We start from the raw sequence: 26453 nt of genomic DNA on the forward strand, positions 1-26453 counted from the left end.
TTCAGGCCGCGCGCTCGAAGATTGCGGCGATGCCTTGTCCGCCGCCGATGCACATCGTCTCAAGACCGTAGCGGCCTTTCGTGCGCACAAGTTCGCGGGTAAGGTTGGCAAGAATACGACCACCGGTTGCACCGATCGGGTGGCCAAGCGATATACCCGAACCATTGACATTGAGGATTTCGTTCCGGCCGTCGTCATCCGACCAGCCCCATCCTTTCAGAACCGCCAGGACTTGCGGTGCGAAGGCTTCGTTCAGCTCAACCAGATCAATATCGCCCCAGCCAAGGCCGCTGCGGGCGAACAAGCGTTGCACTGCAGGAACGGGACCAATTCCCATGCGACTGGGATCACAGCCCGCCGCGGCCGAGCTATGATAAAAGGCGATCGGTTCCACCCCCAGTTCGTCGAGTTTGTCTTCGGCCACCACTAGGCAAGCGGCAGCGGCGTCGTTCTGCTGACTGGCGTTGCCAGCGGTCACGACGCCGCCCTCAATCGCCTTCAGCGCGCCGAGCGAAGCCATCGTCGCGTCGCCGCGATAACCTTCATCGTGTGCGAAGATGGCAGGCGCGCCCTTTCTTTGCGGCACCACAACCGGCACGATTTCGTCGTCGAACATTCCATTCGCCCAGGCGGCCGCGGCCCGCTGGTGGCTGCGCACGGCATAGGCATCTGCCTGTTCCCGGCTGATGTCATAATCCCTGGCAAGATTTTCGGCCGTTTCGATCATGCCGGAGATAACACCAAAACGCTCCGTCGGCTGAGACATAAGGCGTCCGCGCGTCAACCTGTCGTGAAGGGTGATACTGCCGGAACGTTTGCCCCCGCGAAGGTCGGTTGAATAATGTTCGACGTTGGACATTGATTCGACCCCGCCGGCGACGACAACGTCGGACATCCCCGTCTGCACCATCATCGCGGCGTTGACGATCGCCTGTAGCCCCGAACCGCAGCGCCGGTCGAGCTGATAGCCGGGGACTTCAAGCGGCAGGTCGGCAGCCAGCCATGACCAGTGGCCGATGGCCGGCGCCTCGCCGTTGCCATATCCCTGACTGAACACGACATCGTCGACCCGGGCGGGATCGATCTTCGTGCGCTCGATCAGGGCCTTGAGGATGACTGCGCCAAGCTCGCCTGCAGTCATCGGCGAAAGAGAGCCGCCAAACTTGCCCACCGCAGTGCGGATCGGCATGACAATGGCTGCGCGACGAAGGGTCATTTCGGGTCTCCACTCGCCATGTTGCCCACAATACCTGCGTCGATCAGGCGGGCGATTTCGGCGGCAGGCAGCGAGAGCAGATCCGCCAGGACTTCTTCGGTATGCTGGCCATTGCACGGCGCGGGACAAGGCTCCCGACGGTGCATTTGGGGTACGGTGGCGAATGTGCCCGCGGCGGGATAGTCGAAGCCGCTGGGATTTGGCACCATCCCGAAAATCGGATTGTTCGCTACCAGCGCTGGATCGTGAACCGCATCAAGCATCCTGCGATAGGGCGAAAAGACGATTCCCCCCGCATCGAAGGCAGTGGACAGATCGGCGTAATCACGCGACCGGATCGCCCGTTCAAACAAGGGATAGAGCATGTCACGCAAGGTATATCGGATGCCGTCATCCTGTTCGAAAGAAACACCGCGCTCTTGTTCGATGGACGCAACATCTTCGGAAAGGCCAAGCGCCCCCAGCAAATTGGCCCACTGGCGACGCGTGGCAACGACAATCATTGTCCGCACCCCGTCGCGCGTGGTGAAGTCGCGACCGAACAAACCATAAACTGCATTGCCAAGGCGCGGACGATCCCGGCCCGTATAGAGCATTTCTGCAAGTCCACCGAGGTTGGCGACCGTGCCAATCGCCACGTCTGACAACGGCAGCCGGATCTCGCATCCTTCGCCACTGGTGCTTCGCCACTGCATCGCGGCAAGCATGGCGAATGCTCCGTATGCGCCGGAAATGAGATCCCATGCGGGCAGGACATGATTGACCGGATCGGGGCCCGTTCCAGTCAGCATAGGGTATCCCACGGCATTGTTTATGGTGTAATCGAGCGCGGGCGAGCCATCGGCCCATCCCATTATCCGCAAGGTGACAAGATCCGGACACCCCTGCGCGAGGAGGGCATGGGACAGGAAACCATCCACCGGAAAATTGGTGATGAACTGGCCGGTTGCCCTCACGAGTTCCTGCACTATTTCACGCCCCTCAGGCCTGCGAAGATCAACCGCGACTGACTTTTTTGCACGATTGAGATTCTCCCAATAGAGCGAATCATTCGCCGCCGTCACAGGCCAGCGCCGGTAATCGGGGCCGCCGCCAATCTGGTCGACGCGTATCACCTGTGCGCCAAATTGCGCGCAATAAAGGCCCGCCGTGGGAGAGGCGACGAATGACGATGCCTCAATGATCGATAGGCCATCGAGAAAATTATACATGGCGTTTGATCCGGCCCGCAGGCGAATTGGCCATGCGCCAGGGCGGGGCGGAATGAACCCCCTGGCCGCCCATAGTGCAGCCTGCGGATGAAGTGCAACCCACGAAGGTCAATTCGCCGCCGCAAATTCACGCAGCATGTGCTTAGCGATCTGGAGTTGCAGGATCTGGGTCGTGCCTTCATAAATCCGATATATGCGCGCATCGCGGAAGAAACGTTCGGCATCGTATTCGGCAAGATAGCCGGCACCGCCGTGGATCTGGACGCAGGCATCCACCACGCGGCCGCACATTTCTGTCGCGAAAACCTTGAACGCCGCTGCTTTGCGCAAGATGTTCTCGCCTGCGTCGGCGCGCCGAGTGACATCGTCCATCATGCATTCGGCGGCATAGATTTCGATCTCGCTCTGGGCGAGCATCTGCTGGATCAACTGGAAGTTGGCAATCGGCTCGCCGAATGCCTTGCGCTCGGTCGCGTATCGGATGGCGCTATCCAGCGCCCGGCGGGCATAAGCGGTCGCTGCGGCGCCCACCGACATCCTGCCGTTGTCGAGGCTCATCATCGCGAATGCGAAGCCCTTGCCAAGTTCGCCGCCGAGCAGAGCCTCGCTGCCAACGTGGACATCTTCCAGCACGATATCGGCGATATGGCTACCCGACTGGCCCATCTTCCTGTCCGACTTGCAGATCGTCACGCCGGGTATGTCAAGCGGGACGATGAATGCCGATATATGGGCGTTTTTGGGCAGATTTTCCGTGGCCGTCCGCGCCATGATCAGTCCAACCTTCGCAAAGGGCGAGTTGGTAATATATCGCTTGGTGCCATTGAGAAGCCAGCCGTCGCCGGTCGGCACCGCAGTCGACTGCAGACCCGCCGCATCTGATCCCGAACCCGGTTCGGTCAGGCCGAAAGCGGCGATTTCACCCGCGGCAATGCGCGGCAGCCATGCAGCCTTCTGCGCTTCTGTTCCACCATTCTTGAAGGCTGAGGCGAACATGCCGACATTGATCGAGATGATCGAGCGGAATGCCGGCATCGCATAACTTAGCGTGTGCATGGTGCGGATATACTGGCTGATGTTCATGCCGGCGCCGCCATGCTCTTCCGGTATGGTCAATCCAAACAGACCCATGTCGCGCATCGCTTCGAGGACGTTTTCGGGGATGAGGTCGGTTTCAATAATTTTGCGCTCGACAGGAATGAGCCGGTCGCGCACGAAGCGTTCAAGCTGTATCAAGAATTGTTCGAAGACTTCTGCATCCATGCCGGCGTTGCTCATCGGTTACCTGTCAGATTGGATCATAAGGAAAGACATGCGCCGAGACTTCATCGGCGCGCGCGAAGCTGCTGCGAAACGAAGGTACAAGCTCGTGGGCAATTGCCTCCGGCGTCCAGCCTTCGACCTTGGTCATCGACCGGATCGGCCGGGGCTTGCAGAACAGGGCGATTTCATTCTTGCGAACCGCGAAAATCTGGTTGGTCACGTCCTTGGACAGGTCGGATGCCAGATAGGCAACCAACGGCGCGATCTTGTCGGCCGACATGGATTGCAACCGTTGGACACGTTCGTGTTCGGCAGGCGTTGTCGCGGGAATTGACGAGGTCATGCGGCTCCACGCAAAAGGCGCGATGCAGTTCGAGCGGACGCCAACTCGCGCCATGTCGAGCGCGATAGACTGCGAAAGCGCGACGACGGCCAACTTTGCCGCCGAATAGTTCGCCTGCCCGATGTTGCCGATCAGACCGCTCGTCGAAGTGAAATGAACGAAACTGCCCGCCTTCTGTTCACGAAAATAGGGCGTGGCGGCCTTGGAAACGTTGAAGACACCAGTAAGATTGACCGCGATGACGCTGGTCCAGTCCGCGTGACTCATCTTGTGCCAGATGCTGTCTCGCAAGATGCCTGCATTGTTCACGACCGCATCGATTCGGCCAAATTTCCGTACCGCATCCTCGATAATGCTCTGCGCCTCCGCCGGATCTGCAACATTACCGAAGTTGGCCGCCGCTTTGCCCCCGGCACCGATGATGTCGTTAGCGGTGTTCTGAGCGAATGCGGTATCGCCGCCGTTGCCCGACTGCGCCACGCCAGGATCGTTGACGATAATTGCCGCCCCCTGCGCGGCGCAATACAACGCCAGTTGGCGACCTATTCCGCGCCCGGCACCAGTGATCGCGACAACTGATCCATCCAGGCACCGATCCATATCCCGTTCCTCAAATGCAATTAGCCCGACAGGCAGGACTGGCTCAATGCCAGGCCCTGGCAACAAGCTCACCCAGTTCCTCTGCCACTCCGCCAGATGTGCTCGCCAAGGTACAATAGTTGGCAAAGCTTGCCTGGACTGCTGCTTCGGACGACTCGGCACGGGTCAACTGGTCCAGGTCCAGCCCAGCGAGCATTTGGGACTGGACCAGACGTTCACCATGCAACTCTGCCGTCTTCAGCGCCGCATAGGCTGCGGCGTTAATTTCCGACTCAGGCGTACCTTGGCACCACTGCTTCATCCAGCGCCGCACCGAACGGACCGGTTGCACGAAGCGTTCATTCGCAGTTTCTGCCGAGTGCTGCGCGGCCTCGATGTCCGAAACAGCGAGAATGGTGCTACGCGCCCCTGCCAACCAAAGGCAAAGCAACACCGTGTTGACGTCACAACCATGCTGGTCCTGCAAGGCAAGGCAGGAAGCTGCCACACCCGGCTTGGCATAAATGTGTAAAGAATAGTCCCATAACGCCGCCGCGTGCTGCTCCACCTGAACTGAAGCTCCATCACCCACTGGCGCCACGGCCGGGCCTTGGTCCGACGGTGCCGAAGTACCCAATCGCGGACCTTGGTGAAAATGCTGACCAGACATGCAACGAGGCCAACCGCCTAGAACGTGCGAGCGCCGAAATGGATTTCCATCATCGGGCGCATGACATCCCACCGTTCCAGCTGCGACCAGTGGCCCGAACGGTCGAGAACGTACAGTTCGGCATGCTTGAGATGCTGGATCAGGTAGAGGCTGGTGTCGAGCGGCACCACCCGGTCCTGGCGGCCATGGAAGATCAGCACTTCGTGCGGCATTTTGCCCAGCAGTTCGGGCGGCATGTTGAGCGTCTCAATGCCGTTCTTCATCGAATCGATCATCTTGACCGCGGTCTTCATGATTCCCGGATCGGTGGCGATCTTGTAACGGTTCTCGACGATTTCCTCCATGCCTTCGAACTTCTCGGCATCGTAGGCGAAGCTGTGCATCACCTGGCGATAGCGGGCATATCGTGGGTCGGAATAGAACGAGAGCAGGCGGATCAGTTCCGGGGTGCGCGGGCCGGGGGCTCCGATGGAACCCATCAGCACCACCTTGTCGATCGTGTCGGGCTCCTCGCTCATCATCTGCAGGGTCAGCGCGCCGCCCATCGAATTGCCGACAACGTGGGCCTTCTTCACACCGAGCGCCTCAAGCAGGCCAAAGCACTGATCGACCCGGGTGCCGATCCAGCCCATCACGCTGTCAGGCCACGGATCGGGAATCACCGACTGGCCGAAACCGATCAGGTCGGGCGCGATCACGAAGAAGTTTTCGGCGAGGTCCGGCATCAGGTGATACCAGTTGGATGCGGCATGTGCGCCCGGACCCGCACCGTGAAGCAGCAGAATTGCCGGCTTGGACGGATCGCCCGCCAAGAGGGTGTGCGAGGTCAAGCCCCGGCCCGTGATCTTTTCTTCCCTGATAACCCCTTCAGCAGCCATGACATTCTCCCATGTGATCCTGACGAAATATCCGCGCGACTCCTTGCCGGAGTTCACAGTCAATTTTGCCGGAGCCTAAGATATCGTTTGACATGGTGCAATGAGTTTTCCCAAGTGTTGCGCATTGGGAGCAGGACACATGACAGGCGAGACATTCGACGATCGACTGGTCGCGCAATTGGCGCAGGAACTCGACCATGCCGAGCAGACCCGCGAACGGATCCGGCCGTTCTCCGTGCGCTATCCAGGCATGCAGATCGAGGATGCCTACCGCATCAACCAGGCCTGGGTCGACCTCAAGCGAGAGCGCGGCCGGGCCGTCTTTGGTCACAAGATCGGCCTGACCTCGCGCGCGATGCAGCAGGCAGCCGGAATCACCGAACCCGATTACGGCACCTTGCTGGATGACATGGTGTTCGAACAGGGCAGCGATGTGCCGACCGCCCGGTTCATCACGCCCAAGGTCGAGGTCGAGCTGGCCTTTGTGCTCGGGCGCCGCCTGGAAGGAGCACAGACGACGATTTTCGACGTCCTGAGCGCCACCGACTATGTGGTTCCGGCAATCGAAATCATAGACACCCGGGTGCATCCCAAGGATGCCGAAACCGGGGTGGCGCGCAAGGTCCTGGACACGATCAGCGACAATGCCGCCAATGCCGGAATCATCGTCGGCGGTCTGCCGGCGAAACCCGACGGGCTCGATCTGCGCCGCATCGGCGCCCTGCTCAGCCGCAACGGGGTGATCGAGGAAACCGGCCTTGCGGCAGGGGTGCTTAACCACCCCGCCAACGGCGTCGCCTGGCTGGTACGGCGGCTCGCGCCCTGGGGGCAAGGGCTCGAAGCCGGAGAAGTCGTGCTCGGCGGATCGTTCACGCGCCCGGTCGAAGCGGCGCCGGGCGATGTCTTCAATGCCGATTTCGGCGAGTTTGGTTCAATCGGGTTCCGGTTCGTTTAGGGGGCGAAAATGCAGACGCCGGTCAACCGCTTCAAGGCGGCCTTGCGCGAAGGTCCGGTCCAGCTTGGCTTCTGGTTGGCCCTGGCCCATCCAGACATTGCCGAAATCTGCGCGGGCCATGGCTATGACTGGCTGCTGATCGATGGCGAACATGGCCCGCAGACCCTGCCCGGCATCGTCGCGCAGCTGCGTGCGGTCGAGGCGACGCCGCCGTGTTCGGCGATCGTCCGGATTGCCGGCCACGATCCGGTAGCGATCAAGCAGGTTCTCGATCTTGGAGCGCAGACTCTGATGGTTCCGATGATCGAGACCGCCGAACAGGCCCAGGCCATCGTAACTGCGTCCCGCTATCCGCCTGCAGGCGAACGCGGCCTTGGCGGCGCCCGTGCCGCGCGCTGGGGTGGCTATCCTGCCTATGTCGCAGAAGCCAATGCGCAGGTTTGCATCATCGCCCAGATCGAGACCGCGACCGCCGTCGACAACATTGAGGCGATCGCCGCAGTGGACGGAATCGACGCGCTGTTCCTTGGACCTGCGGACCTGGCCGCGACCGAAGGTTTGCTGGGCGCAAGCAACTTTGATGCCCTGTTCAAGCTGACCGGCGAAGCACTGGCGCGGATCGTCTCAACCGGCAAGCCGGCCGGGATCCTTTCGCGCGACGAACGCCTCGTCCAGCAGTTCCTCGATGGCGGTGCCCGCTTCGTCGCCAACGGGATCGACAGCTTCACGATGGCCAAGGGCGCGGGCGACGGACTCCGGGTCTGGCGTGAGCGTATCGCGGCACAGGGCGGCAACTGAGGCTATGGCAAAACCGGCTTGGCAGACGCCTCGTTCCAGTGACCCGGTCAAACCGCTAGATGGCGTCCGGGTGCTTGAATTAGCCCGCATCCTGGCTGGCCCATGGTGCGGGCAGCTGCTGGCGGACCTTGGCGCCGAAGTGATCAAGATCGAACGGCCCCGTGTAGGAGACGATACGCGGCATTGGGGGCCGCCGTTCGTGACAGCAGAAGATGGCACCAATTTGGGAGCGGCTTATTTCCATTCGACCAATCGCGGCAAGCGGTCTTTCGCAATCGACATCGCCAGCGCGGAGGGCCAGGCCATCATTCGCGATCTGGCAAGCGGCGCAGATATCGTGATCGAGAACTACAAGGTCGGCGGGCTGTCGAAGTACGGGCTTGACCATGCCGCGCTTTCCGCACTGAATCCGCGCCTGATCACCTGCTCGATCACAGGGTTCGGACAAACCGGGCCATACGCCCACCGCGCAGGCTACGATTTCATCGCCCAGGCCATGGGCGGCATGATGTCGATGACCGGCGAACCCGATGGCGAACCGCAGAAGGCGGGCATCGCCGTGGCCGATCTGTTCACGGGCATGTACAGCACGGTGGCGATCCTCGCTTCGCTCAACCGCCGGGACCGCACCGGCAGCGGCGCCCACATCGACATGGCACTGCTCGACACCCAGGTGACTGTCATGGCCAATCAGGCGATGAACTGGATGACATCGGGTAATGTGCCGCGCCGGTTCGGCAACGGTCACGCCAATCTGGCACCCTATCAAGCCTTCCCCACGCTTGACGGGCCCTTGGTGATTGCGGCCGGCAACGACGGCCAGTTCGCCAGCTTGTGCCGCGTTTTGCGGTGTTCACTGCATGAAGACCCACGCTTCGCCACAAATCCTGCCCGTCTCTCGAACCGGGCGGAACTGGTCACAACGGTCGAGGGGCGCACGGCCCAGTGGAACCGACAAGCGCTGTTCGACGCGCTTGAAGAGGTTGGCGTGCCAGCCGGACCAATCAACGAACTCGACGAAGTGTTCGCCGATCCACAGGTCATCGCCAGGGGCCTCGCCGCAATGGCCGGAGGGCGCAAAGGCGTCGCCAGCCCGATCGTGATCGACGGGGTGCGAATGGTTTCGGATCTGGCCGCGCCGGGAAGTCCCGAGTCGGTCGGAGACGAATAGGCGGCGCAGTCAGTTCGCAGCCTGAACCGGTATAGGTCCCCCGAACAATCGCCAGCCTTCGCTGAACAGTACAAGCACGATGGTCACGCTCGCCACCCCGAAGAACGAATAGGCCAGAGGCAGCGGGGAACCATTGTAGGCCTGCCCGATCAGTGCGCCCAGCCCCGCGCCAAGCACCAAACGGAAGAACGTCTGAACAGAGGCCGCGGCCCCGGCCACCTTGCCGAATGGCTGCAGGGAAATCGCAGTGAAATTGATGAAGACCGTGATCAGCAAGCACATGTTCGCGGATGTCAGAAGCACGAACTGAAGCAGGGTTTCGCCCGGTCGGGATGCCACATAGATCTGGCCGATCGACACAAGGAAATGGCACAGGATGGCGGCATGGCCGATCCCTCGGATGCCGAAACGGTGTACGATAGCGGAATTGGCAATGCTGGCCAGCATCATCGAGCCCGCCATCAAGCCAAAGATTACCGAATAGGCCCCACCGGCCCCGAAATGTTCGCCGATCAATTGCTGCGAGCTGTTGATGAAACCGAAGTGAGCGCCGAAAATCAGGGCCATGCCAATGACGTAACCGATCGACCGGCGATTTGTCAGAACGAGGCGGATGTTGCCGAACAATTCACTCGCACCATGAGACTGCCGCCGGGAAAGCGGCAGCGTTTCTTCCATGCGGAAGAAATACCAAGCTGACACTCCCATCGACAGCACCCCGATGACGATGAAGACCGCACGCCAGCCGAGCGCTGTAAAGATCACATAACCCAAACTTGGGGCGAGGGTCGGGACTGCCATAAACAGCATCGCGACAAAGGCCTGCAGCTTGGCCATGTCTTCGCCCTGATAGCGGTCGCGAACGATCGCCAGAGGAAGGACGGTCAGGGCGGAAGAGGCACAGCCAAGCAGCGCGCGGGCCGCCAGCAGGACCGAAAAGTCAGCCACGAAAGCACAAAGCAGATTGATCAGGGCGAACAGAACCATGCAAACCAGCAGGACCGGCCTCCTCCCAAGCCGGTCGGAGATCGTCCCCGGGACGAGCGAAAACAGGCCGGAGCAGATCAGGAAGATGCCGATGACCCATTGCCGCTGGTTTGAACCGCTTGCTCCCAGATCGGTTGCCATGGCACCCAAAGCCGGAAGCAAAGTTGTAAACCCAAGTGACTGCAATGCCTGGATCATCGCCATCATGGCAATGAACTCGCGTTTGCCGATTGGCTCTTTATCGGACAGCGACAACGTTCATACCTTCCGGATGGTCGGGCCTGGCAGCGCCCCCGCCATGAAGCCGGTCCACCAATATGGAGGCCCGTCCACTTCTGATGTAAAGCCGCAGGAGCTATCCTTGCCAGCCGATCGCACGACTCGCTGCTATGGCCGCCGAAAGGATCTTTTCGATCTTCGTCTTCGAATAAAAATGCTTGTCCTGAACTCGCGAGAGAACGCTCATCGTCGCAACAAGCCTGTTCCCGGAATCAAACACAGGTACACTCAAGGCAGAGAGACCAGGCACAACCGTACCCTGTGTGGTCGCGTATCCCAGCTCGCGCGCTTGGACTATCTGCCTTTCCAGTTCGTCGTCGGAAACCACCAGCCCGCTGGCGCGCTCTTGCTCGATGACGGGCTGGGTCAAAGTTCGTGAACAATGGGTCAAATACAGGATGCCAGTCGACGAAGCCTGCAATGGCAAAACAGAGCCGACGTGCAAACTGGTAAACAGGGGCAGACCGCCATCGATCCAGCGAATCACCGATGGCCCGTAATTACCCCAGACCGCCAGCAACCCTGTCGTTTGCAGTTCTTCCAGCACGCTCGCCAGATTATCGCCAGCGATCCGTACCGGCTCCACCCGCGCCAGCGCGGCCATGCCAATACGAACTGAAAACTCACCTAGTGCATAGCGGCCATTCTGGACATTCTGGACATTCTGCTCGACCACGCCTGTATTGACAAAAGCCAGCAGGTAACGGTGTGCCTGGCTGCGTGACAGACCCGATTTCTCGGCAACTTCACGCAGATGTGCGCCATCCCTTGGGCAATCCATCAAGGCCCTGAGGACGCGAACACCAATTTCCACGGACTGGATAGCCTTGCGCGGCGAATCATTCGCGCTCAAATCTTCGGGAGGCAAGCGCTCGTTAGCCTGATGTTCGATTTCATCACCTTTAGCTGCAAGCTGGTTCGCCTTACGTGCATTCATCGGTATTCCCATTACCAGCATTCTCCGGCCCGAAGTCCCCTTGCATGACGGGAAAAGAGTTGCATATTGTCCAACGAATAGTGTAGACGGCAAAATTGTGCAAGAGCATGACCTGAGTCAATTACGACAAAGAGGCCAAGCGTCAACCCAACTAGGCGCTTCTAAACCAGTGAGAGGAAAGGAACCCGGGTAATGGCTGCAATCGCGTTTCCCAGATCGTCCGGAGAGCATTTCGAGCAGCTGCGAAAGGCGCCCGTTCTCGCCCTGCCGACGGCTCTCCTGTTTGTCATTTCCATGGCAGGGATCGCAACGACCTGGTACCTGGCGCTGAACTCGATGCTTCCGCTTTGGGTCGGTGCGATCTCAAACGGCCTCGTGACATATCTGCTTTTCAGCGTGATCCACGACGCCTCGCACAAGTCGCTGTCGAGCGTTGGCTGGATCAACGAATCGATCGGCGCGATCGGCTTGTTCTTCCTCTTTCCCTATGCCCCGATGGTCCTGCTCCGCTGGGTCCACAACAAGCACCACACGCATACCAATGGACCCAAAGACCCCGACCGGTTCGAGCATGAATCGCCCTGGTGGCAGGTTCCATTCCGCTGGACCTTCTTCGATGGTGCCTACATCTGGTATTTCGTCAAATATGGTCAGAACGTGCGCAAGAAACACGGCACCCAACTGCTTGTCTTCTATTCGCTCCTCGCGCTGCTGTTTGTTGCGGCGATCTACTTCGGCTTCGGCTGGGAACTGTTCATGCTGTGGTTCGTGCCGTCGCGGATCACGCTGTTCATCATCGCCATCGTCTTCGTCATCCTGCCACATCATCCCGCGATCATCGCGCAAGACGAAGACCCTTACATGGCGACAACCATGCGGTTCGGCTGGGAATGGTTGCTCAACCCGCTACTGGTTTATCAGAACTACCACCTGATTCACCACCTCTGGCCGGAAATCCCGTTCTACCGGATGCACAAGGCCTATTACCTCAAGTACGATGAAATCAACGCCAACCGCATCCCGCGCCAGAAAGCCTTCGCCCTGAAGCCCGAGAACTATGACGAACACTTTGCGGTTCGCCGGGAACTCGACCAGGCGCTAGGCAAACCCATGCCTGCCTAGCGAAATAATTGCCGGACCGTTCGGTATGGTCCGGCCGTACCTCCAGATCGGGAAACGCACTGATGGCCAAGCAACTTCACCTTGGCGCGTTCATGCGCCCGGTCAGCATCCACACTGGAGCTTGGCGGTATCCAGGTGCCTTACCCGACGCGAACTTCAGCTTGGCAGCGATCCAGCGCTTCATCCGCAGCCTTGAAGCTGCGAAGTTCGATTATTTCTTCATGGCCGATCACCTCGGCGTGCTCAACCTGCCGCGACAAGCGCTGATGCGCAGCCACACGGTGACCTCGTTCGAGCCATTCACATTGCTTTCCGCACTGGCCGGGGTGACTGAGCGAATCGGCCTCGTCGCAACGGCCTCGACTACTTACGACGAGCCGTTCCATGTCGCGCGCCGCTTCGCCTCTCTCGATCACATCAGCGGCGGGCGGACTGGCTGGAACGTTGTGACGACCTCGAATCCGGACAGCAGCCGCAACTTCGGCCTGGAGACCCAGCCAGATCACGCCGCGCGCTATCACCGCGCCCGCGAGTTTCATGACGTTGTGACCGGGCTGTGGGACAGTTTCGCCGACGATGCCTTCGTTATGGACGCAGCAAAGGGCATCTATTTCGACCCCGACCGGATGCATGCGCTGAACCACAAGGGCGAGCATTTCTCGGTCAGCGGGCCGCTTAACATCTCCCGTCCGGTTCAGGGCTGGCCGGTCATCTTCCAGGCCGGTGCCTCGGACCCGGGCCGCCAGCTGGCTGCCGAAACCGCCGAAGCCGTATTTGCTGCGGAATCGACGCTGGAAGGCAGCAAAGCCTATTACGACGACGTCAAAGGGCGGGCGGCGACGGTCGGACGCAATCCCGATCACATCAAGATCATGCCGGCCGTATTCCTGGTTGTTGGAGACACCGTCGAGGAAGCCCGCGCAAAGCGCGCGAAACTGGACAGCCTGGTCCACTACGACAGCGGCATCCATTCACTGTCCGGCATGTTGGGTCACGACGTATCGGGCTTCGATCCCGACGGCCCCCTGCCCGACATCCCCGAATCCAACGCCAGTAAAAGTTCGCGGCGGTTCATGATCGAATTGGCCAGAGCTGAGAACCTGACGATCCGCCAGCTCGCTGCGAAGGCCGGCAGCTATGGCGGTTTGGCCTTTGTCGGCACCGCCAAGACCATCGCCGACGAGATGCAGCATTGGCTTGAGCAAGCCGCTTGCGACGGTTTTACCACCATGTTCCCTTACCTGCCCGAAGGCCTGGAAGACTTTACCGGCAAGGTTGTACCCGAACTGCAGGCACGCGGCCTGTTCCGCACCGAATACGAAGGCGCAACGCTGCGCGACCATCTTGGCCTGCCGCGCCCGGACAACCGCTTCTTCGCCTGATGCGGTGAGCCGGTTTGTCATCATCGGCGCCGGGGCAATCGGCAGTTTCCTGAGCACGCGGTTGCACAACGCCGGGCATGAAGTTCTGCTGATCGCCCGAGGAGCGCGGCTCGAGGCCTTGCGAAACACGGGCGTGCTGCTGTCCGAAGGCGGGGCCGAGCGGCAAGTGCGTGTGCCGGTGTCCGCAGCATGCGATCCCGCAACGCCGCCGGATCATGCCATCATGGCAACCAAGACGTTTCAGATCGAATCCGCGCTTGCCCTGCTCGAACCACTGCGCGGAAGCCGCTTCACGCTGCTGACGGTGCAGAATGGGGTCGAAGCACCCGGCATCGCCCAAGCCGCCCTGCCCCGCGTTGTAGTGCTTGGCGCACGCATGCACGGCTTCTTCGAGCTGGAAGACGGGATCGTGCGCCACACCGGCGTCGCCGCCACGCTGCTGGCCGGCCCGGTCGCCGATCGCGCAACCGACCCGGCTGCCGGACAGGCCTCGGCAAACCTTGCGGGCGACCTTATTGCCGCTGGGGTCCCCACCGCTCTGACAGGCGACATACGCCCAGCGTTGTGGGACAAGTTCCTGATGGCCGCGACGATCGGCGCGGTGGCCCCGGCGTTCGGCCTGAAGGTCGGTCAGGTGCTGGGCCCTCCCCAGGCCAGCGCGCTTTTGCGCGAGGCCATGGCCGAGGTCGAACGGATCGCAGCGGCGTTGGGCATCGAATTGCCGCCCGATTGCATATACGAGAAGCTGGACTTCATCGGCCGCTTTCCACCCGATGTCACCAGTTCGCTGCAGCGCGATCTCGAAGCGGGCAGACCTTCGGAATTCGTGCACCTCAGTGGGGCCATACCCCGCTTCGCGCGACAGGCCGACCTGCCCTGCCCGGCCACAGACGAAATCCTCGCGCGGCTGCGCGCCCGCGGGCTTCAACCTGATTGATCAGACGATATCCCGCTCCATCGCGCGCCTGGCACACCATGCACCCGCCATGATCACAGCATGCGCGGCCAAGGTCGTCAAGCCGACCCACAAGGCTTCTCCGCTCCAAACGACGCTATAGATGTCCCAGGCGGAGCCGACGAGTTCGGTCAGCACGATCACCGGAACCAGCACCCAGTAGCGCAACGGATCGCGCGCGCCCCACAACGCCACAAGGCCAATTGCCGCCAGTTGAATGCCAACGATCAACCAGGCATCAAGCAGCAGGCCGAAAGACGGCGTCCCCTGCCCCAGCGCAATACCGGGGTAGATCAGCCGCAGGGGCCCCGCATAGACCGACGGCCAGAGCAGCACGAGATTGCAGAGATACCAGATCCCCACGGCGATCAGGTAAGTGCGCAGAACCTTCATGGCGGCCTCCTCAGGCGATCGCGAAGATATCCGATGTGGCGCAGGCGATGCGCGCATCCTTGTGCGGCGCATAGTCTGGATCGTTCATGAAGGCGTCGATCGCCTCCATCGAAGGAAACCGGATCACCACGACATAGTCAGGTGCGGCTCCCTCGCCCTCATAACGGACGAACTCGTGCGAACGGCAGACCATTTCCCCGCCGTGGCGTCCGACCAGCGCCGGAACTGCGGCCATATAGCCTGCCACCCAGGTTTCGTCGTGCGATTTGATCGATCCGATGAAATAGGCAGCCATTACTCCGTTTCCTTTGGTCAGCGCTGGGACCGCCAGCTTTCCCGCTAGAGCCCCAGCAAGGTGTTGCGAACAGCTTGCGCAAATCCCGCGGTTGTCCCGTTTCCGCCAAGATCGGGGGTCCTCGCAATATCGGGCGCAATGAGCGCCGTTTCGAGTGCGCGCATCACCAGCGCGGCGGGCTCGGCTTCGCCGAGATGTTCCAGCATCATTGCACCCGACCAAATCTGGCCGATCGGGTTGGCGATGCCCTGCCCGGCGATGTCCGGGGCAGACCCGTGGACCGGCTCGAACATCGAAGGGAACCGCCGTTCGGGGTTGAGGTTAGCAGAAGGAGCCACAGCGATGGTGCCAGTGATTCCCGGCCCCAGATCGGAAAGGATATCACCAAAAAGGTTCGACCCAACCACCACATTGAACCGTTCGGGCGACATCACAAAGCGTGCGGCGAGAATATCGACATGATACTGATCGGCGGCAACATCGGGGTATTCGGCGCCGATCGCGGCAAAGCGCTCGTCCCAGAACGGCATCGAATGATAGAGTCCATTGGACTTCGTCGCGCTGGTCACATGCCTGCGCCCGCTCCGCCGAGCGAAGTCGAAGGCATAGCGCAAGATGCGGTCGGTGCCCCGGCGGGTGAAGATCGCCTGCTGGACGACGATTTCGTTCTCGCCAGTTCCGGTCCGACCGCCGATCTGGGAATATTCGCCTTCCGAGTTTTCGCGCACCACCCAGAAATCGATGTCGCCGCGAGCCTTGTCGCGCAGGGGCGAAGCGATGCCGGGCAGCAGCCGCACCGGACGCAGATTGACGTACTGCTCGAACTCGCGCCGGATCGGCAACAGCAGCCCCCACAGCGAGATATGATCGGGTACCCCGGGAAAGCCGACCGCGCCGAGGAACACCGCATCATGATCGCGCAATCGGTCTAGCCCATCATCGGGCATCATCTTGCCGGTTTTGAGGTAGGTCTGGCAGCTCCAGTCGAAGTGCCGGAATTCGAGCACGAAACCGCACTTGGCCGCTGCCGCCGTCAGCACCGCGATTGCGGCAGGCACCACCTCGCGGCCAATTCCATCTCCCGGAATGCTGGCGATGGAATAACGCCTCATGGTCACTCTTTCCCTACAGATAGCTGTTCAAAGTCTTGAGCACCCGATAGGCGCTGAGAAAGGCTGGCGCAGGAACCTGCAGTTGCTCCGCTGCCGCCGCGAGCGGCCCCAGGACCTCGTCAACTTCCATCCGTCGGCCCGCCACGAGATCGTCATGCATCGAGGTGCGGACGGGACGGTTTTCCGGCTTGAATCTGGTGCCCATCGCCATTACACCGTACACTGCCTCTTCAAAGCTTTCACGGTCAATCTCGACCAATCTGGATACAGGCGCGAAATAGTTCTGCGGTTCGTAGCCAAGTGCCTTGTAGATCGCCAGCAGATCCTTGACGACGTGGACATAGTGTTCGGCGCCTTCGCGAACCGCCACACCATCCACAAAATCGAGCTTTGGAAGCGCGCCCAGCGTACTGGCGCTCCACGACGATGCTCCACCGACCTGAACCACTTTTTCCCAATGGACATGGACGATATCGGGAGTTGAGCGCGAACCCATGCCCGCAGCGTCGAGCGCTACGGCCATGATCCGCGTGCGCTCGCTCTCACCGCCTTCCAGCTCGCCGAAATAGGCGGTGACGGGAACCGCCATGTGATTGAGCGCCTTGCCCGGTTCGAGCAGGGTCGCCCCGTCCATGATCGAGCCCCCGATCACCTTGTCCTTGCCAAACGCGGCCTGGAGTTTGCCTTCCTTGCCCACGCCGTTCTGCAAAGTCAGCGCGCAAGCGGTGCGATCGACCAACACCTGCGCATCGGCCAGCGCCTGATCGGTACCCTTGGCCTTGGTCAGCAGGATGTAATAGTCGATGTCGCCTTCAACCTCCTCGGGCGTTTCGACCGCGAAGAGGTTTTCGCGCTGGACGAATTGCGCCCGCACACCCGAAATACTCAGGCCATCCCGGCGGATCGCCTCGACATGGGGCTTGCGCGCAATCAGCGTGACCTTGTGGCCGCCGCGCGCCAGGAATCCGCCGATGACCGAGCCTAGCCCGCCGGCACCGTGGAAACAGAAATGCAATTGCTTGGACATGCTTTGGGATTCCCGTTGGTTCGGCTCAGGCAATGCCCAGTTCGACCAGCTTGGCCCTGATCTGCTCTTTCTTTTCCGGCGTCACATCAGCCACCGGCGGCAGGATCGGGCCAGCCTTGAGACCAATCGCTTCGTACCAGGCCTTCACATTGGCAAGTGCGCTGGCATAGGTCGCGGTGCGGGCGATATCCCACAGGAAGTTGTCGTGATAGAATTCGCGGACTTCGCTGAGCTGATCGGAAGCGGCCCGCGCTTCCTCCCATTTTCCTTCATGCGCCAGGCGGATGTATTCCTTGGCGAAATGGCGCTTCTTGCCGTACAGCATGTAAGACAATTCACCCCAGCAAACGGTGCCGCCAAGACGCAGATCGTCGAGGAAGAAGTATTCGAATGGCTCCATCGTGTTGAAGCCTTCGGGCATTAGCTGGCGGATTTTGATTGTCTCGGCACGGCTCATGGCACCTTGTTTGACGCCGATCACGGTATCGATATCGGCCAGGCGGCGCATCAGGTCCCAGCTCAGCACGGTTCCCGAAACCGGGGTCCGGTAGAGGCAGACGGCCAGATCGGTGTTGTCGGTCAGGAACTTGAACCAGGCATAGATTTCGTCGTCGCGCTTGAGCTGCACAACCGGGTTGATCACCTCAGCCCCGTTATACCCGAGCTTCTCGACGAACTGCATCTTCTCGATCGCGGTATAGACGCTGGGATCGAGCACGATGGTCCACAGATCGAGCCGCCCGGCATTCGCCTCGGCGACGATCTCGTGATAGCGAAACCAGTCTGACGCTGAGACGTTCCAACATTCGGAAATGAACCCGCCGACGGCCAAGCCATCTACGCCCATTTCGACATATTTATCGATGTTGTAGCGGATACCGTCCACATCGAACTTGTAATCGGCGGTCATCGGGGTAATCGGACACTGATAGAAGCCCCTGACGGTCTTCGTAGCCCAAGCCTTGGCATCCTTACGATCATATTCCATTGATGTGCACCTCATCTCGATTTGGTTCAGAATTTCAGCTTGCATCTGCCGTTCATGAAGGTGCCAGCGCCGCCTGGGCCGCAGCCAGTCGGGCAATCGGCACCCGGAAAGGCGATGCGCTGACATAGTCCAACCCGATCTCCTCACAGAAAGCGATCGTGGCCGGATCGCCGCCGTGCTCGCCGCAGATCCCCAGTTTAAGGTCGGGCCGAGTTTCGCGCCCTTTGCGCGATGCCATTTCGATCAGCTTGCCGACCCCTTCGATATCGAGAGTGACGAACGGGTCCTTGGCGATAATGCCTTTTTCCACATAAGCACCCAGGAAACGCGCCGCATCGTCGCGGCTGATGCCCAGCGTAGTCTGGGTCAGATCATTGGTTCCGAACGAGAAGAATTCCCCGCTTGCAGCGATTTCGTCGGCAACCAAGGCTGCCCGCGGCAGCTCGATCATGGTGCCAACGCTAAAGGCGATCCGCTCGCCTTTTTCGGCGAACACGACTTCAGCTACCCTGTACAGTGTATCCTTCAGTGATTCGAGTTCACGCGGCAATCCGACCAGTGGGATCATGATTTCGGGACAGACCGCCATGCCCGCCTCGCCCGCGACTTCGAGCGCAGCCTCGAAAATCGCGCGAGCCTGCATTTCGTATATTTCGGGATAGACCACGCCAAGTCGGCAGCCTCGATGCCCCAGCATGGGGTTGGTTTCCGCCAATTCGATTGCGCGATTCCGAACCTGCTCCACGTCAATACCCATCGCCCGCGAAAGCTCGGTGAACTCGCTATCCGTATGCGGCAGAAACTCGTGCAGCGGCGGATCGAGGAGGCGGATGGTGACTGGCAAGCCTTCCATGATCTCGAAGATTCGGCGGAAGTCGGCGCGCTGTTCGGGCAAAAGCTGGTCGAGCGCGGAGCGTCGTTCCTTTTCGCTGTCGGCCAGGATCATCTGCCGCATAGCGAGGATCCGACTTTCATCGAAGAACATGTGCTCGGTTCGGCAAAGCCCGACCCCTTCGGCCCCGAACCGGCGGGCCATTTCGCAATCGAGCGGGGTTTCCGCGTTGGTCCGAATCTTCAGGCGGCGATGCTTGTCAGCCCATGCCATCACCGTTGCGAAATCACCTGAAAGTTTGGGCAGGATTGTCGGTAGTTCGCCCAGGAACACTTCGCCGGTCGAACCGTCGATCGTAATGAATGCGCCCTCTTCGAGCCGCTGGCCGCCGATCTCGGCGACCCGCGCGACCGGGTCGATCTTGAGACTGGCGGTGCCCGCCACGCATGGCCGGCCCATACCCCGCGCGACCACGGCCGCGTGGCTGGTCATGCCGCCGCGCGCCGTCAGAATGCCGGTTGCGACGTGCATGCCATGGATGTCGTCAGGCGACGTCTCATGCCTGACGAGGATGACCTTCTCTCCCAAATCGGCCCGCCGTGCCGCTGTTTCTGCGTCGAATACCACACCCCCCGAGGCTGCCCCGGGCGAGGCAGGCAAACCCTTTCCGAGCAGCACCCGCGGGGCATTCGGATCGAGCGAGGGGTGAAGCAACTGGTCGAGCGAAGCCGGGTCGAGGCGGAGCAGCGCGGTCACTTCGTCGACCAGGCTCTCTTCGACCATGTCGACGGCAATCTTGAGCGCGGCCATGGCAGTGCGCTTGCCCGAACGGGTCTGAAGGAGGTAGAGCCTGCCGCGTTCGACTGTGAATTCGATGTCCTGCATGTCGCGATAGTGGCGCTCCAGCAGTTCGAACACCTCAGCAAGTTGAGCATAGGCCTTCGGCATCGCTTCCTGCATTGAGGGAAGCCGCGCACCTGCGGCTTCGCGGGCAGCCCTGGTCAGATACTGGGGCGTGCGGATGCCGGCGACAACATCCTCACCCTGGGCGTTGGCCAGCCATTCGCCGTAGTAGGCCTTCTCGCCGGTTGCAGGGTTGCGGGTAAAGGCGACACCGGTAGCGCTGGTCTCGCCAAGATTTCCGAACACCATGGCCTGGACGTTAACCGCCGTGCCCCAATCTCCAGGGATATCGTTCAGGCGCCGGTAGACCTTGGCTCGCGGTGAGTCCCATGAGAGGAACACCGCCTCGATTGCCGTCCAGAGTTGTTCATGTACATCCTGAGGAAAGGCCGCGCCGTGATGGGCAAGCACGAGATCCTTGAAGGTCGCGATCAGGCCGCGCAGATCGTCCACTCGAAGATCGATATCCTCATCGACGCCGCGATCTTCCTTGATGCGGTCAAGGGCTGCCTCGAATACGCCATGCTCGATTTCGAGCACGACACTGGAATACATCTGGATGAAGCGGCGATAACTGTCGAGCGCGAACCGCTCATCCCCGGAGGACTGGCCCAGGCCGGTGACGGTCGCATCATTGATGCCAAGGTTGAGGATCGTGTCCATCATCCCCGGCATGGATACCCGCGCTCCCGAACGCACCGAAACCAGCAGGGGATCGCGAGGATTGCCGAACGTCTTGCCCGTCGCCCGTTCGACCAGCCCCAAAGCAGCCGAAACCTCATCGCGGATGCGATCAAGTGAAGCTCTGCCGTGGTCAAGATAAGCGAGGCATTCGCCGGCGGAGATCGTGAACCCAGGCGGGACGGGCAGCCCGATCCGCGCCATCTCGGCGAGGTTGGCCCCCTTCCCGCCCAAGACGCGCTTGTCGAGGTCAATCTGACCTGCGACCAGAACGCCGGAACCGAAGGAAAACACACTCGACATTGTTAAATTCCTGAGGTTCAGGTGCAGGTCCAAGGCGGCGCAATTCGATTGGTGCGCCGCCCCAGAAGCGATCTACATTTTGAGAATGGCCTTGATCGCCTTGCCGGTCTTTTCGGTATCCTCGACGGCCTGGTTGATCTGGTCGAGATCATAGAAGGTGCAGAGCTTCTCGAACGGGAACAGCCCGGCCTTCTGCATCGCAATCAGTTGCGGGATGAAGACCTGCGGGGTGCTCGATCCTTCGACTACGCCACGCAACTTGCGGCCAAATAGCATGTTGTTCATGTCTAGCGAAAATTCGGTGCCCAGTTGCGCCCCGCCGACCACTGCGGTTTCACCCATGTTGTGCGTGCTGTCCACCGCCGAGCGCAGCACCGCTGGAATGGCGGTAGTATCCATGGCATAGTCGGCGCCGCCACCGGTCATCGCGACGATCGCTTCCTGAGCGTTGACCGTGTTGGCGTCGATCACATCGGTGGCGCCCAGTTCACGCGCCAGTTCCAAGCGGCCTGCGTTGCGGTCAACCGCGATGATCTTGAGGCAGCCCGAGGCCTTGGCGGCCATCACTGCGCTGAGGCCCACCGACCCGACCCCGAAGATCGCGATCGAGGAGCCAGGTTCGGGACAAAGCGCATTGAGGATGCTGCCCGCCCCGGTCTGGATGCCGCAGCCCAGTGGGCCCAAAAGTTCGATCTGTGCGTCGTCGGCAACCTTGACGCAGTTGTTTTCCGACGCGATCGAATAGGTCGCGAACGAGGATTGCCCGAAGAAGCAGGCGTTGACCTCTTGGCCGTGGCGGGTAATCGGCGTCGAACCATCCAGGCGGCGGCCCATGAAATTGAGCGGGAACAGGCTCGGACAGTAGGCCTGATGCCCCTTGAGGCACGATGGACAGGTGCCGCAATAGCTGAAGGAGAGCACGACCTTGTCGCCTGGCTTGACAGTGGTCACGCCGCGTCCGACCTTTTCGACAACGCCCGAACCTTCATGACCCAGCACCGCCGGCAGCGGCGTCGGGTAATATTGATCGCGAACCGTCAGGTCGGTATGACACATGCCAGCTGCAGCAACCTTGACCAGCACTTCGCCGTCGCGCGGATCCTCGATTGAGACGTTATCCAGAACGAATTCACCACCCTGACGCTCAATAATTGCCGCGTATGCGTCCATTATTTCTCTCCCGTTTCCTGATTTCTATTTGATCGAATTTGCTTATGCGAAGAAATAGAGATTCTTGTCCTGCACGACGCGCGCGTCGATATTCAGCTTCCTGCTGAATACCTTGAAGCCGCTATCTGTTTTCCGCAGCTTGTCTTCGCGTCCCAGCGTGTGCACGTAAACTTCGCTCTGTCGGCGATTGCGGTGCACCAGAACATTGGAGAACACCTCGAATTCAAACGGTGCAATTTCGAATGCTTCGACATTGGTGACAAAATAGCGGATTCGTGATGGCGGATCTTCCATCCATACCTGGCCCGTCAGCAACCGGTCGACCCGCTGCAGCAGCTCGGCATAGTCATCGTTGTAAATTGCGGCATCCCCCGGGGTTGGATCCGGGCGGCGGTCACGTGCAAACCGCTGTTCGTAAACTGGCATCCAGTAATGGATATCTTCGGCGATTACAGTATCGAACCATTCGCGATATTGCTGGTTTTGCAACATCCGCACCTCGGCGGAATAGTGATTGACGATGGCATGATGCAGTTCCATGCCTACGGGCTTGCGTGTTTCGGTCATCTTGCGGTCCAGATTGCTGTCGGGATCAGTCTTGCGGCTCGGCTTCCTTCGCCGACAGACGTTCAGGCCAGAAATTACGGTTGGTCCACATTGCATCCCAGGTATCGTCATTGGCCCGGATGGCGGCCCAATCTGGCGCATCGAGAATTTCTTGCCAGAAACGATAAAAGCCTCGATACGAGGTTTCGCCGATGAAGCTGACCCCGACAATTCCTGGATAGACGGGGTGCGGCCCTTCGCGGTCCTTGCCCATGCTCGAATTCATCCGCCCCTTGCGGGTGATGATACCGTTGTTGTTGTAGGTGGCCGACGACATGTTTTCGCCATCGTCGCTTTCGAGCGTTCCCGCCGTACCAAATGAACGGATCGCTTCGCGCTGGATCGACCGCTTAGTTTCGGTGTCGGCATTCTTCGGCACCATGGTATAGGTCCAGACCTCGATTTCATGCGGCCCGCGCGGATGCCAGATCTTGAAGGTGTTGGTTCCGTAGAGAAACGAACAGTTGGGGAAGATCGACGTATTCCAGTGACCGACATAGAGCCGTTCGCGCTCCGGCCCGAATTTTTCGCGAATTCCGCCCCGCGTCTGCTCGAGATATTTGACGTACCCGTCGCGCTTGACGTGGATCGCAGTCGCCGCATTATCGATCAGGCCAAACCCGTGGCCATGCCGCATGGTGAATTGCAGACCAAGGTCGTCAAACGGCATGTCGGCGCGATTGCCCGACAGGCCAGCCAGCTCGCCCCCGATCATCTGGAGAGCAGCGGCATGCGTCCAGCCCACGTGATACCCATCGCCGACGAAGTTCTCGGTCGGGACTTTCCAATTGCAGGCGAGGGTGCTTTTCAACGGCGGCCCGACCAGTTCCAGACCACCGTCCGGACCGTCCCAGATCGTATCGAGGTACCAGCAGAAGTCCCCCAGATAGTCCTCAAGCGATGGCGCTTCGGGATCATGGCAGCCGAAGATGAAGCCCTTGTAAGTTTCAACCCGGATCGGCGCGAGCCCTAGCTTGGATTTGTCGAGATCGCTGTGATAGCACCGCTCTTCCATCGGAACATCGACGAGCGAACCATCCTGACCGAAAACCCAACCGTGATAATTGCACACGAACGCCTTGGCGCTGCCGCTGTCAGCATGACAGATCTGGTTGCCGCGGTGCGTGCAGGAATTGATGAACGCCTTCAGCGAACCGTCCGGCTGCCGCGACAAGATGACACGGTCTTCTGCCATGTACGTCGTAATGAAGTCGCCCGGTTTGGGAACTAGCGAATCATGTCCGAGCATGAGCCAGCATCGCGAGAATATTCGCTCCAGCTCCAGCTGATAGACATCTTGATCCCAGAACACCCGGCGAGACTGGCTCGCACCGGCGTTGTCGACGAGTGCCGACGATCCATTCATCGCATCGCTCCCATGCTTTTTGTTACGACTGCCGCATAGTCGATTCGTGCTATACATGCAACGCGATGCACCATATGCAAAATCTGCCGTTGGCGCAAGGACGATTCTCAAGTGGCGTGTCTGGGGAGAATGTTAGGTTGCAAGATGCCGACAGCAACACGTCCAGCATCCTTGGTCTTGGGTCCAGGCTCTGGCAATCACCAGCCCTATTGCTGTGTCTGGCCTCGTTCTTTTGGGCCCTGAATCCGATCGTCGGGCGGGCGGCCAAGGACTTGCTCTCACCTGTGACTCTGGCGTTCTGGCGGTGGGTGGTGGCGCTGGTCTTCGTGCTCCCTTTCGCTTGGCGACACCTCCGCGACGACCTGCCCGCCATTGTTGGCGGCTGGCGGTTCCTTGGGCTCCTCGGGGCTGTAGGGGTGGGGCTGTTTTCCTTTCTCGTCTATCAAAGCCTGCAGTTCACTACCGCGACCAACAATCTTCTGTTGCAATCGACCATGCCGGTGATGACCCTGCTCATGCCAGTTGTGCTGTTTCGCGAGAGGGTGCGCCCGATCCTCCTCGTTTGCGCACTCCTTTCGATCACCGGAATCGCGTGGATCATGTCCAAGGGGCATCCCGACTATCTGCGCTGGGATGCGCTGAACCGAGGCGATCTGCTCGCCATCATTGCGGTTTTTCTCTATTCCGCCTATGCCACCTTCCTTCGCCGCGCACCGGCGATGCACCACCTCAGTTTGCTGGCTGTCCTGTTCGGGGTCGGGATCGCGGCTTTGAGTGTGCCCTATGCCTGGCACCTCTGGTGGGCTGGCCTGACCGTGGTTTCACCCGCTGCGCTCGCATCGCTGCTCTATATCGGGATATTTCCTTCGCTGCTGTCCTACGCGCTGTTCAATCGCGCGGTCGCCTTGGTCGGCTCGGGCCGCGCGGGGGTCTACATGAACCTGCCATCGGTGCTCGGGGTCCTGATGGCCGTACCTCTGCTTGGAGAACGGTTCGCAAAATACCACCTGATCGGTTCGCTGTTGGTGGTTGCATCAATCCTCTTGTCGCGTCGGGTCAAGACATAAGGTCAATGAGGCCCTGGAGCCGACAGAGCCAGATCTGCCTCTTGGTTGCCGGTCAGTCTTCCTTAGTGCCCCATCGTCATGCCGCCTGATTTCGACGGTCGTGGGGCAAGCCAGATAAGAGCAGCCACAAAGAGCAGAATGGCAGTGGTCGCCCAGAAGGTATGAATAAGTGCCAGCGTCGTCGCCTCCAGATGCACCATGTTGCTGAGCACTTGCCTTATCTGGTCAGGAGGAAAGCCGAGGCTGGAACGGCTTGCCTGCGCCGCTCGGGCTTGTGCAGGGCGGTGACAAACCAGGCCGACCGAAACAGATATGCGGCAAGCCAAAGAAGCGATGCTGATCGCGCTTGGCAAGGCAATGCAGCCTGAGTTCGTCGGCAAGTCGCGCGCGCGTTGGGAGAGCGTTAAATCTCGTTATGGCGCTGCCGAAGATCGGCTTGACCAGAGCGGCAAGGATGAGGATCGCTCCCTCGCGCGCGAGGTGCGGCAATTCCTTCGTGATAGGGCTGAAATTGAAACAGTCCCGGATAAGGTTTTGCGGGATGCGGAACGCCGCATTAGGGTAGAACAAGACCGCGGCAAGGGGCGAACCGACCCTGATCCGGGTGTGCCATGTGGCACAGTTCCGCCTCCATCTAGGCAACGATAAGGTTGTAGCGGTAACTGGGACAGATTCGCCGTTCCCGAGAGTGCGCAAAGGTGGCGGGTTTCGCCGAAACCCGCCATTTGAAGGCCCGCGATGCGAGTTTATTTAATCCTTGGATACTCGGCGACGGGCAACCTTCCTGTTGCTCAGATCCTTCTCGGTTATAGCAAGATCGAAAACACGGTACGCCGCTCGGGATCAATCTTGAAGACGACTTTGCCCTTGCCGGAGAATGCTGAAATTTGACCTAGCGGCTCCTCACTTTCCGCGAGGATTCGCCTTCATTCAATGTTGCCGAATGAAGAAGCGCGCTACTTGG

Annotated in this window: 25 protein-coding genes; 7 read left to right on the plus strand and 18 right to left on the minus strand. The window is 60.2% G+C overall.

The window, feature by feature from the left end; translation table 11 throughout:
* Position 1: 1 nt before the first annotated feature.
* The 6 genes from A8V01_RS12640 to A8V01_RS12665 form a co-directional block, all read right to left on the minus strand.
* Positions 2-1216: an acetyl-CoA C-acetyltransferase gene (locus A8V01_RS12640; RefSeq protein WP_008828107.1), complete on the minus strand. Its 1215-nt coding sequence runs from the start codon at positions 1214-1216 to the stop codon at positions 2-4.
* Positions 1213-2427: a CoA transferase gene (locus tag A8V01_RS12645; RefSeq protein ID WP_103096205.1), complete on the minus strand. Its 1215-nt coding sequence runs from the start codon at positions 2425-2427 to the stop codon at positions 1213-1215. The genes A8V01_RS12640 and A8V01_RS12645 overlap by 4 nt, the downstream gene beginning before the upstream one ends.
* Positions 2428-2535: 108 nt before the next feature.
* The gene (locus tag A8V01_RS12650) at positions 2536-3705 is read right to left on the minus strand and encodes an acyl-CoA dehydrogenase family protein (protein WP_103096206.1); all 1170 of its coding nucleotides are present in this window, start codon (positions 3703-3705) and stop codon (positions 2536-2538) included.
* A 10-nt stretch (positions 3706-3715) separates the two neighbouring features.
* Complete coding sequence (locus tag A8V01_RS12655; RefSeq protein ID WP_103096207.1) at positions 3716-4633, minus strand: SDR family NAD(P)-dependent oxidoreductase; 918 nt, start codon at positions 4631-4633, stop codon at positions 3716-3718.
* Between the two features lie 43 nt (positions 4634-4676).
* Positions 4677-5180, minus strand: coding sequence for a TIGR02444 family protein (locus A8V01_RS12660; RefSeq protein ID WP_103096208.1), 504 nt, complete (start codon positions 5178-5180; stop codon positions 4677-4679).
* Between the two features lie 119 nt (positions 5181-5299).
* Positions 5300-6112, minus strand: a complete 813-nt coding sequence (locus tag A8V01_RS12665) for an alpha/beta fold hydrolase (protein WP_240530246.1) — start codon at positions 6110-6112, stop codon at positions 5300-5302.
* A 187-nt stretch (positions 6113-6299) separates the two neighbouring features.
* Here A8V01_RS12665 and hpaH point away from each other — a divergent pair, with 187 nt between their 5' ends.
* The 3 genes from hpaH to A8V01_RS12680 are packed head-to-tail and all read left to right on the plus strand — an operon-like array spanning position 6300 to position 9084.
* Positions 6300-7115: a 2-oxo-hept-4-ene-1,7-dioate hydratase gene (hpaH, locus tag A8V01_RS12670; protein ID WP_103096209.1), complete on the plus strand. Its 816-nt coding sequence runs from the start codon at positions 6300-6302 to the stop codon at positions 7113-7115.
* A 9-nt stretch (positions 7116-7124) separates the two neighbouring features.
* Complete coding sequence (locus A8V01_RS12675) at positions 7125-7913, plus strand: HpcH/HpaI aldolase family protein (RefSeq protein WP_103096210.1); 789 nt, start codon at positions 7125-7127, stop codon at positions 7911-7913.
* A gap of 4 nt (positions 7914-7917) precedes the next feature.
* The gene (locus tag A8V01_RS12680; RefSeq protein ID WP_024018973.1) at positions 7918-9084 is read left to right on the plus strand and encodes a CaiB/BaiF CoA transferase family protein; all 1167 of its coding nucleotides are present in this window, start codon (positions 7918-7920) and stop codon (positions 9082-9084) included.
* 9 nt (positions 9085-9093) lie between these two features.
* Here A8V01_RS12680 and A8V01_RS12685 read toward each other — a convergent pair whose 3' ends face one another.
* The gene (locus A8V01_RS12685; RefSeq protein ID WP_245892463.1) at positions 9094-10326 is read right to left on the minus strand and encodes a multidrug effflux MFS transporter; all 1233 of its coding nucleotides are present in this window, start codon (positions 10324-10326) and stop codon (positions 9094-9096) included.
* Between the two features lie 100 nt (positions 10327-10426).
* Positions 10427-11287 carry an IclR family transcriptional regulator gene (locus tag A8V01_RS12690; RefSeq protein ID WP_103096232.1) on the minus strand — a complete coding sequence of 287 codons (861 nt, stop codon included), beginning with the start codon at positions 11285-11287 and terminating at the stop codon, positions 10427-10429.
* Between the two features lie 192 nt (positions 11288-11479).
* On the opposite strand from A8V01_RS12690, the gene A8V01_RS12695 reads away from it, so the two are divergent.
* The 3 genes from A8V01_RS12695 to A8V01_RS12705 all read left to right on the plus strand — a co-directional run bounded on the left by A8V01_RS12695 (position 11480) and on the right by A8V01_RS12705 (position 14728).
* Positions 11480-12409, plus strand: coding sequence for a fatty acid desaturase (locus tag A8V01_RS12695; RefSeq protein ID WP_103096212.1), 930 nt, complete (start codon positions 11480-11482; stop codon positions 12407-12409).
* A 62-nt stretch (positions 12410-12471) separates the two neighbouring features.
* Positions 12472-13791 (plus strand): LLM class flavin-dependent oxidoreductase, encoded by a 1320-nt coding sequence (locus A8V01_RS12700; RefSeq protein WP_103096213.1) that lies wholly within the window; start codon positions 12472-12474, stop codon positions 13789-13791.
* 4 nt (positions 13792-13795) lie between these two features.
* Positions 13796-14728, plus strand: a complete 933-nt coding sequence (locus A8V01_RS12705) for a 2-dehydropantoate 2-reductase (protein ID WP_103096214.1) — start codon at positions 13796-13798, stop codon at positions 14726-14728.
* Here A8V01_RS12705 and A8V01_RS12710 read toward each other — a convergent pair whose 3' ends face one another.
* From A8V01_RS12710 to A8V01_RS12750, 9 genes are all read right to left on the minus strand, one after another.
* A complete protein-coding gene (locus A8V01_RS12710; protein WP_103096215.1) occupies positions 14729-15139 on the minus strand; it encodes a BphX family protein in 411 nt (136 codons plus the stop codon).
* A gap of 10 nt (positions 15140-15149) precedes the next feature.
* Entirely contained in the window at positions 15150-15434 is a 285-nt protein-coding gene (locus A8V01_RS12715) for a DUF1330 domain-containing protein (protein ID WP_008828092.1), read from the minus strand.
* Positions 15435-15478: 44 nt separating this feature from the next.
* On the minus strand, positions 15479-16546 hold the full coding sequence (locus A8V01_RS12720) for a tartrate dehydrogenase (RefSeq protein ID WP_103096216.1): 1068 nt from the start codon (positions 16544-16546) through the stop codon (positions 15479-15481).
* A gap of 13 nt (positions 16547-16559) precedes the next feature.
* Positions 16560-17573, minus strand: a complete 1014-nt coding sequence (locus A8V01_RS12725) for a ketopantoate reductase family protein (RefSeq protein ID WP_024018975.1) — start codon at positions 17571-17573, stop codon at positions 16560-16562.
* Between the two features lie 25 nt (positions 17574-17598).
* Positions 17599-18657, minus strand: a complete 1059-nt coding sequence (locus tag A8V01_RS12730; RefSeq protein ID WP_245892465.1) for a dihydrodipicolinate synthase family protein — start codon at positions 18655-18657, stop codon at positions 17599-17601.
* Positions 18614-21280, minus strand: coding sequence for a pyruvate, phosphate dikinase (ppdK, locus tag A8V01_RS12735; RefSeq protein WP_103096217.1), 2667 nt, complete (start codon positions 21278-21280; stop codon positions 18614-18616). The genes A8V01_RS12730 and ppdK overlap by 44 nt, the downstream gene beginning before the upstream one ends.
* Positions 21281-21352: 72 nt before the next feature.
* Positions 21353-22450 carry an NAD(P)-dependent alcohol dehydrogenase gene (locus A8V01_RS12740; protein WP_103096218.1) on the minus strand — a complete coding sequence of 366 codons (1098 nt, stop codon included), beginning with the start codon at positions 22448-22450 and terminating at the stop codon, positions 21353-21355.
* Between the two features lie 42 nt (positions 22451-22492).
* Positions 22493-23017, minus strand: a complete 525-nt coding sequence (locus A8V01_RS12745; RefSeq protein ID WP_103096219.1) for an aromatic-ring-hydroxylating dioxygenase subunit beta — start codon at positions 23015-23017, stop codon at positions 22493-22495.
* 25 nt (positions 23018-23042) lie between these two features.
* Positions 23043-24422, minus strand: a complete 1380-nt coding sequence (locus A8V01_RS12750) for an aromatic ring-hydroxylating oxygenase subunit alpha (RefSeq protein ID WP_103096220.1) — start codon at positions 24420-24422, stop codon at positions 23043-23045.
* Between the two features lie 137 nt (positions 24423-24559).
* Between A8V01_RS12750 and A8V01_RS12755 the strand changes: the two genes are divergently transcribed.
* Positions 24560-25489 (plus strand): DMT family transporter, encoded by a 930-nt coding sequence (locus tag A8V01_RS12755; RefSeq protein WP_103096221.1) that lies wholly within the window; start codon positions 24560-24562, stop codon positions 25487-25489.
* A gap of 62 nt (positions 25490-25551) precedes the next feature.
* Here A8V01_RS12755 and A8V01_RS12760 read toward each other — a convergent pair whose 3' ends face one another.
* A complete protein-coding gene (locus A8V01_RS12760) occupies positions 25552-25842 on the minus strand; it encodes a hypothetical protein (RefSeq protein WP_211295007.1) in 291 nt (96 codons plus the stop codon).
* Between the last annotated feature and the right edge of the window lie 611 nt (positions 25843-26453).

The organism is Novosphingobium guangzhouense, from assembly GCF_002896965.1.
Taxonomy (GTDB): Bacteria; Pseudomonadota; Alphaproteobacteria; order Sphingomonadales; family Sphingomonadaceae; genus Novosphingobium; species Novosphingobium guangzhouense.